General features: G+C 75.0%; 14 protein-coding genes. 7 read left to right on the top strand and 7 right to left on the bottom strand.

Annotated elements, in window-relative coordinates; genetic code table 11:
* Positions 1-56: 56 nt before the first annotated feature.
* Both ACI79W_RS03630 and ACI79W_RS03635 read right to left on the bottom strand, forming a co-directional pair.
* Positions 57-1,709, bottom strand: a complete 1,653-nt coding sequence (locus ACI79W_RS03630) for an ABC transporter permease (protein ID WP_456560708.1) — start codon at positions 1,707-1,709, stop codon at positions 57-59.
* On the bottom strand, positions 1,706-2,629 hold the full coding sequence (locus tag ACI79W_RS03635) for an ATP-binding cassette domain-containing protein (protein WP_456560709.1): 924 nt from the start codon (positions 2,627-2,629) through the stop codon (positions 1,706-1,708). The genes ACI79W_RS03630 and ACI79W_RS03635 overlap by 4 nt, the downstream gene beginning before the upstream one ends.
* Positions 2,630-2,704: 75 nt before the next feature.
* Here ACI79W_RS03635 and ACI79W_RS03640 point away from each other — a divergent pair, with 75 nt between their 5' ends.
* On the top strand, positions 2,705-3,199 hold the full coding sequence (locus ACI79W_RS03640) for a GbsR/MarR family transcriptional regulator (protein ID WP_456560710.1): 495 nt from the start codon (positions 2,705-2,707) through the stop codon (positions 3,197-3,199).
* A 46-nt stretch (positions 3,200-3,245) separates the two neighbouring features.
* Here ACI79W_RS03640 and ACI79W_RS03645 read toward each other — a convergent pair whose 3' ends face one another.
* Complete coding sequence (locus ACI79W_RS03645) at positions 3,246-3,722, bottom strand: hypothetical protein (protein ID WP_456560711.1); 477 nt, start codon at positions 3,720-3,722, stop codon at positions 3,246-3,248.
* A gap of 273 nt (positions 3,723-3,995) precedes the next feature.
* Here ACI79W_RS03645 and ACI79W_RS03650 point away from each other — a divergent pair, with 273 nt between their 5' ends.
* The gene (locus ACI79W_RS03650) at positions 3,996-4,934 is read left to right on the top strand and encodes a sugar phosphate isomerase/epimerase family protein (protein ID WP_456560712.1); all 939 of its coding nucleotides are present in this window, start codon (positions 3,996-3,998) and stop codon (positions 4,932-4,934) included.
* Positions 4,935-5,018: 84 nt separating this feature from the next.
* On the opposite strand, the gene ACI79W_RS03655 is transcribed toward ACI79W_RS03650, so the two are convergent.
* Positions 5,019-5,618, bottom strand: a complete 600-nt coding sequence (locus tag ACI79W_RS03655; RefSeq protein WP_456560713.1) for a TetR/AcrR family transcriptional regulator — start codon at positions 5,616-5,618, stop codon at positions 5,019-5,021.
* 21 nt (positions 5,619-5,639) lie between these two features.
* Between ACI79W_RS03655 and ACI79W_RS03660 the strand changes: the two genes are divergently transcribed.
* Positions 5,640-6,848, top strand: a complete 1,209-nt coding sequence (locus ACI79W_RS03660) for an MFS transporter (RefSeq protein WP_456560714.1) — start codon at positions 5,640-5,642, stop codon at positions 6,846-6,848.
* Here the strand turns inward: ACI79W_RS03660 and ACI79W_RS03665 are convergent.
* Complete coding sequence (locus ACI79W_RS03665; RefSeq protein WP_456560715.1) at positions 6,845-7,723, bottom strand: polysaccharide deacetylase family protein; 879 nt, start codon at positions 7,721-7,723, stop codon at positions 6,845-6,847. The genes ACI79W_RS03660 and ACI79W_RS03665 overlap by 4 nt on opposite strands.
* Positions 7,720-8,730: an asparaginase gene (locus ACI79W_RS03670; RefSeq protein WP_456560716.1), complete on the bottom strand. Its 1,011-nt coding sequence runs from the start codon at positions 8,728-8,730 to the stop codon at positions 7,720-7,722. Before ACI79W_RS03670 ends, ACI79W_RS03665 begins: the two co-directional genes overlap by 4 nt.
* A gap of 168 nt (positions 8,731-8,898) precedes the next feature.
* Here ACI79W_RS03670 and ACI79W_RS03675 point away from each other — a divergent pair, with 168 nt between their 5' ends.
* Complete coding sequence (locus ACI79W_RS03675) at positions 8,899-9,225, top strand: hypothetical protein (protein ID WP_456560717.1); 327 nt, start codon at positions 8,899-8,901, stop codon at positions 9,223-9,225.
* 18 nt (positions 9,226-9,243) lie between these two features.
* Here the strand turns inward: ACI79W_RS03675 and ACI79W_RS03680 are convergent, their stop codons facing one another.
* Positions 9,244-10,431: a GAF domain-containing protein gene (locus ACI79W_RS03680; protein WP_456560718.1), complete on the bottom strand. Its 1,188-nt coding sequence runs from the start codon at positions 10,429-10,431 to the stop codon at positions 9,244-9,246.
* Positions 10,432-10,558: 127 nt separating this feature from the next.
* Between ACI79W_RS03680 and ACI79W_RS03685 the strand changes: the two genes are divergently transcribed.
* The 3 genes from ACI79W_RS03685 (at position 10,559) to ACI79W_RS03695 (ending at position 13,082) form a co-directional block, all read left to right on the top strand.
* Positions 10,559-12,382: a flavin-containing monooxygenase gene (locus ACI79W_RS03685; RefSeq protein ID WP_456560719.1), complete on the top strand. Its 1,824-nt coding sequence runs from the start codon at positions 10,559-10,561 to the stop codon at positions 12,380-12,382.
* A 172-nt stretch (positions 12,383-12,554) separates the two neighbouring features.
* Complete coding sequence (locus ACI79W_RS03690; RefSeq protein ID WP_456560720.1) at positions 12,555-12,860, top strand: muconolactone Delta-isomerase family protein; 306 nt, start codon at positions 12,555-12,557, stop codon at positions 12,858-12,860.
* A gap of 6 nt (positions 12,861-12,866) precedes the next feature.
* A complete protein-coding gene (locus ACI79W_RS03695; RefSeq protein WP_456560721.1) occupies positions 12,867-13,082 on the top strand; it encodes a hypothetical protein in 216 nt (71 codons plus the stop codon).
* The last annotated feature ends 12 nt before the right edge of the window (positions 13,083-13,094 follow it).

The raw sequence follows: 13,094 nt of genomic DNA on the forward strand, positions 1-13,094 counted from the left end.
GGCCGGGCAGACACGTCCGTGGGGTCGGCCGACCCCTAGTTCTGGGGTGCGCGTGGTCAGCCGGTCGCCAGGTCGCGGCGGCCGAACCCCGCGAACCCGGCGGCGAGCAGGGCGGCGGCGATGCCGGTGAGCACCAGGACGGGGCCGGCGGTCCACGGCTCCAGCGGCATGAGTGGCACCCAGCCGACGGGGGAGAGGTCGCTCACCCAGCCGGGCCAGTCGAACGACCCGGCGAACATCGTGATCACCAGGAACAGCCCCACGGCGGCCCAGGACAGCGCGGTCACCAGGCGGGGGAGCAGGCCGAACAGCGCCACGGCGAGGCCGGCGACCACCCAGACGGCAGGGACGTAGGCCACGGCGGCGCCCACCATCCGGCCCAGGGCGGCCGCCTCACCGGTCTGCAGGACGCGGACCACGCCGGTGCTGACGCCGGACGCCGTCATGGCCAGGGCGGAGCCCGCGAGCGCGACGGCGACGTGGCCGCCCAGCCAGGCCGACCGGCTGGTCGCCGTGGCCAGCACCGGCTCGGCGCGCTGGTCGGACTCCTCGGTGCGGGCGCGCAGCACCGACGAGACGGCGTAGGCCGCCGCGAGCAGCGCGGTGATGCTGAACGTGGTGGCGAGGTAGGCGTCGACGAGCTCGCCGACGTCCGGGTCGCCGAACACCGCCAGCGCCTGCTCGTTGCCGGCGATGAGCGTCTCCACGGAGTCCGCCAGCGCGCCGTAGACCACGCCGAGCAGCGCGAGCCCCAGCGCCCAGGCGAGGAAGGCGCCGCGCTGCAGCCGGACGGCGAGCCCCAGCGGGGAGCGGAGGGAACGCGCAGCCCCGGCACGACCCGGCCTCGGCTGGGTCAGGCCGGCACCCAGGTCACGCCGGTCCAGCAGGGCGATCGCCGTCACGGTCAGCCCGACGGCCGCCACGAGGCACAGCAGCAAGGGCAGGAGGTCGTTCCCCGAGAAGGGGTGGGCGGCCTGCGCCCAGCCGACGGGCGAGGTCCACACCAGCCCGTTGCCCTCGATGTCGCCGATCGCGCGGAGCACGAAGAACACGGCGAAGGCGCCGCCCACGACTCCGTACACCGAGCGGGTGTGCCCGGTGACCTGCACGGCCACGGCGGTGAGGCCGGTGAAGAACAGCCCGCAGGCGCCGAAGGAGGCGCCGAGGACGAAGGAGCCGGGCGTCGGCAGGCCGGTCGCCGTGGCGGCGGCTCCCACGGCCACGGCCAGGGCGGCGCAGGCGAGCGCCGACAGCAGGACGGCGGCCAGCAGGGGCGCGTGCCGGCCGACCCGCGCGGAGCGGACCAGCTCGGTCCTCCCGGCCTCCTCGTCGGCGCGGGTGTGCCGGGTGACCGTGAACATCGCCATCAGCGCCGCGATCAGCATCACCGTCGCGGAGATCTCGAACGCGACCGCCCCGGCCACGGTGTCCAGCCCCACCGGGGGCCCGGCCAGCGCGATGGTGGCGGCGTTGCTCCCGACGGAGGCGCGGTAGGCGGCCAGCGCCCCGGGGGTGTCGTAGAACGACTGGCTCGACACCGACTGCAGCGCGACCATGGCCGTGCCGGCCGCGACCCAGACCGGCAGGCGGAGGCGGTCCCGGCGCAACGCGAAGCGGAACAGCGCGGCGGTGCCGGCGGTGGTCGAGGCCCGGCTGCGCCGCGCGGGGGCGGCGGGCCGGGCGGGGGCCTCGGACAGCTGCGTGCTCACGACCGCACCGGCTCCCGCACGACGGCGCCGTCCTCGGCGAGCTCGTCGCCGTAGTGGCGCAGGAAGAGCTCCTCCAGCGTCGGCGGTGTGCTGGTCAGGCTGACGACGCCGAAGCCGATGAGGTGGCGCAGAGCGCCGTCCAGGGCCTCGGTGTCGACGTCGAAGCGCAGCCGGCCGTCGTCGCGCCGCACGTCGTGGACGCCCGCGAGGGACTCCAAGCCGGTGGCCGGGCGGACCGTCTCGGCCGTGACGGCGGTACGGGTGAGGTGCCGCAGCTCGGCGAGGCTGCCGCTCTGCACCGTCCGGCCGTGGCGGATGATGCTCACCCGGTCGCACAGCGCTTCGGCCTCGGCCAGGATGTGGCTGGAGAGCAGGACGGTGCGGCCCTCGGCGCGGACCTCGCGGATGCACTCCTGGAACACCGCCTCCATCAGCGGGTCGAGGCCCGAGGTCGGCTCGTCGAGCACGAGCAGCTCGGCGTCCGAGGCCAGCGCGGCGACCAGGGCGACCTTCTGCCGGTTCCCCTTGGAGTAGGTGCGCGCCTTCTTGCGCGGATCGAGGTCGAACCGGTCCAGCAGCTCGGCGCGGCGGCGCGGGTCCAGACCTCCGCGCAGGCGGCCGAGGAGGTCGATCGACTCGCCGCCGGAGATGTTCGGCCAGAGCGTGACGTCCCCGGGCACGTAGGCCAGCCGGCGGTGCAGCGCCACGGCATCCCGCCAGGGGTCGCCGTCCAGCAGCCGGACGCTGCCGGAGTCGGGCCGCAGCAGGCCGAGCAGCACGCGGATGGTGGTGGACTTCCCGGAGCCGTTGGGTCCCAGGAAGCCGTGCACCTCACCGGTCACCACCTCCAGGTCGAGGCCGTCGAGCGCTCGGGTGGTCCCGAAGGTCTTGACCAGCCCCGAGACGGAGATCGCAGTCATGCCAGCGAAGCTACAGAAGTTTCAGGAAGTTGTGAAGGTCATTGATCGGCCGACGCGTCGGGTACCGTGGACGGCGTGACGGTCGCCGGGAACACCGACGCCGAGCGGGCGACGCTCCTGCGCTTCGTGGAGCGCTTCGCGCTGGTGCTGCGCGAGTCGGGCATGCAGCCCATGCCGGCGCGGGTCTTCGCCTACGCGCTGGCCGACGACGCCGACCGGTACACGGCCGCCGAGCTGGCCGACGGTCTGCAGGTCAGCCCCGCGGCCATCAGCGGGGCGGTCCGCCAGCTGGTGCAGATCGGTTTCCTGGTGCGCGAGCGGGAGCCCGGGACGCGCAGCGACCTGTACGTCTTGGACGACGCCCACCTCTGGACCCGGTTCGTCACCGCCGAGCTGCAGGCCCTGCATCGGTTCCAGGACATCGTCGCCTCGGGCATCGAGCTGCTCGGTACCGAGCGGCCGGGTGGGCGACGGCTCGCCGAGACCCGCGAGTTCCTCGCGTTCCTGCACGAGGTGCTGGCCGACGCCGTGGCCCGGTGGCCCGAGGAGCGCGAGCGCCGGCTCGGCTGACGCCGCACCGCCGGGCGGGCCGGTGGCGCGCCGGGTCAGGGGTCGGTCAGGCGGGTGGGCGGTCCTCGCTGCCGGCGTCCGTGGTCGGCGGCGGGGGAGGGGTGAGCCAGAGCGTGCTCGCCAGCGCGCCGTAGAGCAGTGCCGGGCCCGCGTGCGGCCACCGCTTGCCGGCGGCGGCCCGCGCCTCCCCGCGGCGGAAGGCCCACCGCTCGCCGGCGAGCACGCCGGCGACCGAGCCGGCCAGCGCCGTGGCCGCGATCCCGGCGAGCGCGGCCTTGCGCGTGGCGGGCAGTGGGCGGAGGAGCTCCCCGGGGCGCACCTCGTCGCGGACGTCCCGCACCGCGGCCCGTGCCGCGCGCAGGTCGGGGGTGGAGGCGGTGAGGGAGGCGGCCAGGATCGCGGCCTTCGCCCAGCCCCGGGCGGTGCGGGACGGGATGAGGTCGGGTGTCGCGTACCACAGCGCGGTGGTGGCCCCGCCCGCCAGGGCGGAGAACGCACGCGAGCGCGTCGGCGGGGTGCTCATGGGCCCCATCGTGCCGCGCCTCGCTGGTCGGCGGTGCGCCCACCGGCGTGTGGAGGCCGGCCTGGACATCCGACCAGGCCTGATCGCACTTGCGTTGTCGGTTGCGCAGAAGTGTTGCTAGCTTCTGTGGCGCAGCACACAGACCTCGGCGCAGGCGCGGATCCACCCGCGACGGCCGGGCGCCCCCGGGGCCCGGCAGCCAACGGCACGGGTGGGGGTGGCCTGCGGTCGACGGCCCGTGATCGCCACCCCACCCCGAGAGGATTCCCGCTCGTGAAGAGAAACCTGCGCCACGCCCTGCGGGCCGCGCTGTTCGCCGCCCTGTCCTCCCTGTTGTTCCTCGGCCTGGTCGGCACGGCGAGCGCGGCGCCGCCGGCCGCCGAGGAGCACGGGGAGTCCTCGTGCGTCGGCCGGCCCGTGCCGGCCCGCATGGTGTCGATCCAGCTGTGGACGTTCGCCGAGTACATCGGCTTCGGCACCGATGCGGCCGCCCAGGCGCGGCACGAGGAGGTGCTCCGCAGCCTCAGCGAGATGGGGTACCGGAACGTCGAACCGTTCACCCTGAGCGGGATGACGGCCGAGCAGTACGCGGAGCTCCTCCGGAAGTACCGGCTCCAGGCCCCGGCGCGGCACGTCGACGTCGGCACCCCGGGGGCGCCCGCGGACATCGACCAGATCCTCGCGGAGAACCGCGTGCTGGGCGTGAAGTACTTCGGGTCCGGGGCGACGCCGCGGGAGTACACGACCGAGGCAGAGTGGACCGCCTACGCCGAGTACCTCGACCAGGTCGGCGAGCAGGCCCGCAAGGCCGGCCAGTGGCTGATGGTCCACAACCACAACTGGGAGTTCGAGACCACCTTCGGTGATCGCTCCGCCTTCGACATCCTCATGCAGCACACCGAGCGGCGGCACGTGCTGTCGCAGCTCGACCTGTACTGGGTCGTCTACGCCGGCACCGACCCGATCGACGTGATCCAGGAGTACGGCAACCGGATCCGGCTGTTCCACGTCAAGGACCTGAACGAGGGGCTGGACCGGCGGATCGAGATCGTCGGCCGCGGTGACATCGACTTCGCGTCCATCTTCCGGGCCGCCGGTGGCAGCACCCGGTACTACGTCGTCGAGCACGACCCCCGCTTCGGCGACCCGAGCTACAACCCGTTCGAGGCCGCGGAGGAGGGCTTCGCCCACCTCACCTGCTCGACCCGCTGACGCACCTCGCACGCACGAGAGGGGCGGTCCCGGACTCCGGGGCCGCCCCTCTCCGCGTCCCGCGGGCGATCGGCCATCGGCGGGTCACCGGTCGGGGAGCCGGGTGTCCAGGACCAGCTGCGCGGTGGCGCGGGCGCGGCCGAGGGGGTCGTCGACGACCGGGCCGGGGGTGGTCGCCCGCCGGGCGAGCCCGGCCAGTGCGCCGTCGTAGAGCACCAGCAGCTCCGCGGCGAGCTCCGCCGGCCGGTCGACGCCCGCGGCGGTCGCGAGGTCCTGCAGCCGGTGGGCGAGCAGGGCCGTGTCGGCGGCCAGCCAGACCTGGCCGGGGTGGTCGGCCGGTAGCTCCGTCGCGGCGGCCAGGAAACCGCACCCCCGGCGGTCACCCGTCCTGTCCCGGAACCGGGTGAGCGCGTCGAAAACGGACAGCAGCCGGTCGCGGGGGCTGCCGCGCTCGGCGAGGACCTCGTCCCAGACGGCGCGCCACCGGTTGTGCCGCTCCTCCAGGTAGGCGGCGACGAGGGCGTCCTTGCCGGCGAAGTGCGCGTACATGGTGGCCGGGGAGACGCCGGCCCGCTGCAGCACGGCGTCGACGCCCGTCGCGGCGATGCCCGACTCGTAGAACAGCTCGGCGGCGGCCGAGAGCAACCGTTGCCTCGCCGTGGCGGTCGCGGGAGTCCGGGGCACGGTACTACCGTAACGACCGTTATGGCGAAACGATCGTTACGTACCCCCGGCGCGGCCGACCCGGTGCGGCCGGCAGTGCTCATCGGTGCGGGCCTGGCCGTCATCGCCGTCACCTACGGGCTCGCCCGGTACGGGTTCGGCCTCTACCTGCCGCAGTTCCGCGCCGAGTTCGGCTTCTCCGTCGGCACCGCGGGCGCGCTCGCGGCCGGCGGCTACCTCGCGTACTGCTGCGCCGCGCTGCTGGCCCCGCTCCTCGTCGCGCGCGGCCGGGGGCGGGTCGCGTTGTGGGCCGCCGGGGGCACCGCCGCCGTGGGATCGGTGGTGGTCGCCGCCGCACCGGGCACGGGGGTGCTCGCCGTCGGTGTGCTGGTCGCCGGCAGCGGGGCGGGCGCCGCGACGCCGGCGCTCGTCGCCGCCGTCGCCGCCTCCGTCCCCCCGGCGACCGAGGGCCGGGCGCAGGGGGTCGTGAACAGTGGCACCGGAGCCGGTGTGGTGGCCGGCGGCCTGCTGGTCCTCGCCGCCCCCGCGGCCTGGCGCCCGGCCTGGCTCGCCTTCGCCGTCCTGGCGCTGCTGGTGACCTGGGTCGCCGACCGGTCGGCCCGCTGGCCGGGTCCGGACGGACCCTCCCGCGCCGCCTGCCGGCCGTGGCGGGGGCTGGGCCGGCCCACGGTGGCCGCCGTCCTCGCGGGCGCGGGGTGCGCCGGTGTCTGGACGTTCGCGCGCGACCTGATGACCGGGGCGGGTGAGCTCTCCGCCGGGGTGAGCGGGGCGCTGTGGTGCGTCCTCGGGGCGGCGGGGCTGCTCGGCGGGGTCAGCGGCACGCTGGTCGAGCGGTACGGGGTGCGCGCTGCCTGGCGAGGCAGCCTCCTCGCGGCCGCGGCAGCCTCCGCGCTGCTCGCCGTGGTGCCCGGCGTCCCGTGGCTCGCCGGTGCAGCCCTCGCCGCCTTCGGCGGTGCCTTCGTCGCGCTCAGCGGTGTGCTCATCGCCTGGGGCGCCCGTGCCCGCCCGGACGGTGCAGCAGCTGCCGCGGCGTTCCTCTTCGTGGGCCTCACCGCCGGCCAGGCGCTCGGTGCCGTGGCGCTCGGTGGGGTGGCCACCGGGCCGGGGCTGCCGGCGGCCCTGCTGGTCGCGGCGGCGACGGTGCTCCTCGGCACCAGTGCCGCCCCGCGCCCCGGGTGGGCGGGGGCGGCCGCCGGGAGCAGGCGGGAGCCGGCTCGTGGCCGGCGTTAACTGCGGGGCGAGCGGCGGAGGAAGTCCTGCGCGATGTCGTCGAAGGTCGCCCAGCGGACCCCGTCGTGGCCGTTGATGTGCGCGATCAACCGCTCGAGCATCAGGAGGACCTGCGGGCGCCCGGAGACGTCCGGGTGGATGGTCATGGTGAAGGCGGCGTAGTCCATCTCCCGGTGCACCCAGTCGAACTGGTCGCGCCACATCTGCTCGATGTCCCGGGGATTGACGAAGCCGTGGCTGTTCGGGCTGGACTTGATGAACATCATCGGCGGGAGGTCGTCGAGGTACCAGTTCGCCGGGATCTCGACGAGGTCGGTCTCCTCCCCGCGCACCAGCGGCTCCATCCAGCTCTCCGCGGGTGCGGCGTAGTCGATCTTCGTCCAGGAGTCGCCGACCCGGACGTAGTAGGGCTCGAAGTCACGGTGCATCAGCGAGTGGTCGTAGGTGATGCCGCGCTCGAGCAGCAGCTCGTTGGTGACGCCGCTGAACTCCCACCACGGGGCAACGTAGCCGGTCGGCCGGCGCCCGGCCCGCTCCTCGATCAGCGCGATGCAGCGGTCGAGCACCGCCTGCTCCTGCTCCCGGCTCATCGCGATCGGGTTCTCGTGGCTGTAGCCGTGGACGCCGATCTCGTGGCCCGCGGCGACGCACGCGTCGAACTGCTCGGGAAACGTCTCGATCGAGTGGCCGGGCCAGAACCAGGTGGTCGGCAGCTCGCGGCGGCGGAACAGCTCCAGCAGGCGGGGCACGCCCACCTCGCCGGCGAAGACGCCGCGGGAGATGTCGTCGGGGGAGTTCTCCCCGCCGTACGAGCCCAGCCAGCCCCCGACGGCGTCCACGTCGACGCCGAAGGCCACGAAGATCTCCTTGCTCATCCCTGCACTCCATCCAGTCGGTCCGACGCCGGGGTCCCGGTCGCGAGGTGGTCGCGCACGACCGCCAGCGGGTCGTGGGGGGCGACGGCGAGCGCGGCGGCGAGCAGCAGCCGGGCCTGCCAGGGGCTCGCGTCGCCGGCGAGGACGGCGCCGTCCCGGGCCAGGTCCGCGCCGCCGCCCCCGGTGTACAGCGGGGCGACGGGACCCGACGGCACGCGGGAGCACACCAGCACCGGCATCCCCCCGGTGACGAGTTCCGCCACGGCAGCGGCGACGGCGGGGGTCGCGTTGCCCGCGCCGAACGCCTCGAGCACGACGCCGGCGGCGCCGGCGGCCACCGCGGCGCGGAGCAGGGTGTCGTCGGCCCCCAGGTAGAGCGGGACGACGTCCACCCGCGGCAGCTCGGCGTCCAGGTCGAGCGGCAGGGCCGGCCCGCGGACCGGCCGGGCCAGCGGCGTCACCACCTCGCCGTCGACCCGCAGCACCGGCCCCCGTCCCGGTGCCGCGAAGGCGCCGCTGCGCAGCGTCTCGACCTTCCGCACGCCCCGCGCGGCGAAGGCGAGGCCGTCGAAGCAGAGGAGCGCGCCGGTACCCCGGGCGGCCGGGGCAGCGGCCACGCGGAGCGCGTCGGCGAGGTTCCGCGGGCCATCGGGCGCGGAGGAGTCGAAGGGCCGCTGCGCGCCGGTGAGGACCACCGGGCGCGGGTCGTCGTGGACGAGGTCGGCGAGGAAGACCGACTCCTCCATGGTGTCGGTCCCGTGCGTCACGACGACCCCGTCGACGTCCGCCGCCAGGCACCGCCGCACCTCGGCGACCAGCCCGCGGAGGTCCGCCGTCGTCAGAGCGAAGCTGCCGACGGTGCTGAGGTCGCTGGTCGTCACCGCCAGCCCGTCCGGGGTCCCCGCCGCGGCGAGGAGGTCGGCGGCCGGGGTCACCGAGGCGAGCCCGCCGGGCCCCCGCCGGCTCGCGATCGTGCCGCCGGTGGCGAGCAGGTGGATGTGCGGCACTCGCCCTCCCGGCAGCGTCGGAACGTCGGCTCCGACCCTGCCCCGGGCCCGGTCCGCGCGCGACCGGAACCGCGGTGAGGCGCCGCAGCGCACCTCGTGACCTGGGGCCCTGTACCGCCGTCCCGGGGAGGCGCACCCTGGCGGTACCCATCGACGAGAGGAGTCGTCATGACCGTCGTCAGCGGAACGACGCGGCCCCCCGGGGACACCGGCCGGCGGCGCGGTGGGTGGGACCCGCTCCAGATGACCGAGGCGGAGAAACGGGCCTGCGAGCGGGAGGCCAGGCACGACGTCGCCGCGCGCGGTCGCCGGCCGGCGCAGGAGACCGTGCAGCACTACCTGGCCCACGAACGGCTCACCCACGAGCACCGGTGGAGCACCGGAGCCGGGCACGGTGCCCGCCCGCCGGCCGCCCGTGCAACGCCGCGGGAGGTCACCGATCGGGAGCCCGCACCGGCGCCGCGGACGGGTGGGCTGTTCACGCGCCTGCTCTGACGGCCGGGAGCGACCGGGTCAGGACCGGACGACCGACAGGCTGACGCCGTCCGCGAGCCGGTAGGGGGTGGTGGCCACCAGGCCACCGATCACCCGGCGCAGCCGGGACACCTCCGCCCGCACCGTGACGCAGTGCTCCTCGTCGCCGTACAGCGCGGTGCTCAGCCCCGCGGCGGTCAGCCCCGCGCGGCCGGCCCGCTGCAGCAGGAGGAGCACGTCGGCGTGGCGCCGGGTCAGCGGCGTCCGCCAGGACTCGGTGCCGGCCCGCAGCCGGAGCACCGGCGGGCCGGTCAGGTCGAGCTCGGCCTCGATCGCGTCTCCGGGGTCCCGTGGGCGGACCAGCCAGCCCTCGCCGAGCCGTTCGGGGGTGCACAGGCCCAGCCCGGGGACGGCGATCAGCCGGTCGGCCCGCGGCACCTCGATCCGGTCGCGCACCGCGATGCCCGACCGGTGCGCCACCCAGCCGTCGTCGTCGACCAGCAGGAGGGGGCCGCGGACGGCCGCCAGCGCGGTTAGGACCGAGCGGCGCAACCGCTCCAGCCGGCGCTCGTGGTGGCGCCACAGCTGCGCCTCCGCCAGCTTGACCGCGGTCTCGACGAGGGCGCCGATGACGGGGTGCAGGGTCAGCGCCGGCCCGCTGACGTCGACGACGCCGACCAGCTCCCCGCTGACCGGGTGGTGGATCGGCGCGGCGGTGCAGTACCACGGGTGCTGGGCCAGCTCGAAGTGCTCGGCCGAGAAGAGCTGCACCGGCGCCGCCTCGGCCAGCGCCGTCCCGATCGCGTTGGTGCCGACGGCCCCCTCCGTCCAGCAGGCGCCCTCGGTGAAGCCCAGCGCGTCCGCGCGCAGCCGCACCCGCGCCGACCCCTCCCGCCACAGGATCACGCCGTCGGCGTCGGTGACCACCACGAGGAAGGAGGAGGCGTCGGCGGCGCTGACCAGGACCTGGCGCAGCTCGTCCACCACGAGCGACAGCGGGCTCACGCGGCGGCGCCGCTCGACCTCGTCGAAGGGCAGCGGTGCGCGGGGGTTGGTGCGGGACGCGTCCAGGCCCAGCCCGAGGACCCGCGACCAGGAGCGGGCGACCACCTCCCGCGGGCGGACGGGCGGGCGCCCGCCGCCGATGACCGCGTCGTGGACCCGGACCAGCACCCGGGCGTGCTGCGACAAGTCGGTCCCCGGGGAGATCGCCGACCAGCCGGCCACGTCCACCTCCTACGCGACGCCGCGGCGGCCGGGGGCTGCAACGCGCTGCAACGCTTCCCCCGGCGGGTGCCCGGCGGTGTGCTGCACATCACACCACGCCGACCGGCGGACGGAGGAGGCGCAGCGCATGACCCAGACCCTGGACACCCCCACGCAGACCCCGGAGCAGCGGGCGCACCGCTGGTTCACCGGCTTCGAGGAGGCGCTGCGCGCGCGGGACGTGGCGCGCGCGGCCGGGATGTTCGCCGCCACCAGCTTCTGGCGGGACCTCGTCTCCTTCAGCTGGAACATCACCACGGTCGAGGACCCCGGGGGCGTCGCCGACCTGCTCACCGCGACCCTGGGGCACACCGACCCCTCGGCGTTCGCCGTCGACGAGCCACCCGAGGAGGCCGACGGGGTCACGACCGCCTGGTTCACCTTCGAGACCGCCGTCGGCCGGGGGCGCGGGCTGGCGCGGCTGGTCGAGGAGGACGGGGAGATGAAGGCCTGGACCCTCCTCACCACCCTCGCGGAGCTCAAGGGCCACGAGGAGCCGCGCGGCCCGGCCCGGCCGATGGGCGCCGAGCACGGCGCGAACAAGCAGCGCCGCACCTGGCTCGAGCGCCGCGAGCAGGAGGAGGCCGACCTCGGCGTCCGCGTCCAGCCCTACGTCCTGGTCATCGGCGGGGGGCAGGGCGGCATCGCGCTCGGCGCGCGGCTGCGCCAGCTCGGGGTGCCGTCCCTCGTCGTCGACAAGCACCCGCGGCCGGGGGACCAGTGGCGCGGCCGCTACAAGTCCCTGTGCCTGCACGACCCGGTCTGGTACGACCACCTGCCCTACCTGAAGTTCCCCGACAACTGGCCGGTGTTCTCGCCCAAGGACAAGATCGGCGACTGGCTCGAGAGCTACGTCAAGGTCATGGAGGTGCCCTACTGGGGCAGCACCACGGCGACGTCGGCGACCTTCGACGAGGAGAGGGGCGGGTGGACCGTCGAGGTCGAGCGCGAGGGCACGCCGCTCACGCTGCGGCCGAAGCACGTCGTCCTGGCCACCGGGATGTCCGGGAAGCCGAACATCCCGGTCATCCCCGGGCAGGACGTCTTCCGCGGTGACCAGCAGCACTCCTCGGCCCACCCCGGGCCCGACGCCTACGCCGGCAAGAAGGTCGTCGTCATCGGCAGCAACAACTCCGCCTTCGACATCTGCGGGGCGCTGTGGGAGCACGACGCCGACGTGACCATGGTCCAGCGCTCCTCGACGCACATCGTCAAGAGCGACAGCCTGATGGAGATCGGGCTCGGGGCGCTGTACTCCGAGGAGGCGCTGGCCGCCGGCGTGACGACGGAGAAGGCGGACCTGGTCTTCGCCTCGCTGCCGTACCGGATCCTGCACGAGTTCCAGATCCCGCTGTACGAGCAGATGAAGCAGCGGGACGCCGACTTCTACGACCGCCTCGAGAAGGCCGGCTTCTGGCTGGACTGGGGCGAGGACGGCTCGGGGCTGTTCATGAAGTACCTGCGCCGCGGCTCGGGCTACTACATCGACGTCGGTGCCGCGGAGCTCGTGGCCGACGGCCGGGTCGAGCTGGCGCACGGCCAGGTGGTGCGCCTCACCGAGGACTCCGTCGTCCTGGACGACGGCACCGAGCTGCCCGCCGACCTGGTGGTCTACGCCACCGGGTACGGGTCGATGAACGGCTGGGCCGCCGACCTGATCAGCCAGGAGGTCGCCGACCGGGTGGGCAAGGTGTGGGGCCTGGGCTCGGACACCACCAAGGACCCGGGGCCGTGGGAGGGGGAGCAGCGCAACATGTGGAAGCCCACCCGGCAGGAGGCCCTCTGGTTCCACGGCGGCAACCTGCACCAGTCGCGGCACTACTCCCTCTACCTGGCGCTGCAGCTCAAGGCCCGGTACGAGGGGATCCCGACGCCGGTGTACGGGCTGCCGGAGGTGCACCACCTGAGCTGACCCCGGGGACGGTACGGCAGCACGTGGTCGGCGCCGGACGTCGGGCACATCGGTGCACGACGTCCGGCGCGCGCCCGCATGCCTTGTCGGGCAGTCGGGGCACGGGCACCCTGTCGGCCATCCCGGCAGCAGCGGCGTCGGCCCGGCGCCGCCCGGACACCAGGAGCGCCTGATGCTGTTCCACCTCAGCTTCCGCGTCGACCACACCCGCCTGGACCGCGAGGAGTTCTGGGACGAGTGGGAGCGGGAGACCCAGGCGGCGGTCGGCGCGATGCAGGCGGGGCTGATCAAGAGCCTGTACAAGGTCGCCGGCCAGCGCCGGGTGATCGGCATCGTGGAGGTGGAGTCGCACGACCAGCTCGACCAGGTCGTGATGGGCGCCCTGCCCATGAGCCACCACCTGACGCTCGAGGAGGTCCTCCCGGTGCGGGAGTACACCGCCTTCGCCGAGGACGTGCGGCGACGCTGGCAGTCCTAGCCGTCCGTGACACCGCCGCCTCCGCACGAGCGCGAGATCCGCTCCGCCCGCTTCCCCCACGGGCTGCCGGACCGCTGCGACGACACGGTGCTCGAGGCGTTCGACGACGCCTGGCTGCTGCTGGAGCGGACCGGCGGCGGCTACCGGGTCCTCGGGGTGGCCGAGGACTACCGGTCCGCGCGCGCGTGGCTGACGGCAGAGGGGGAGGAGGCGCAGCCCTGAGCCGCGTACCGC

Source organism: Blastococcus sp. SYSU DS0533 (assembly GCF_054050775.1).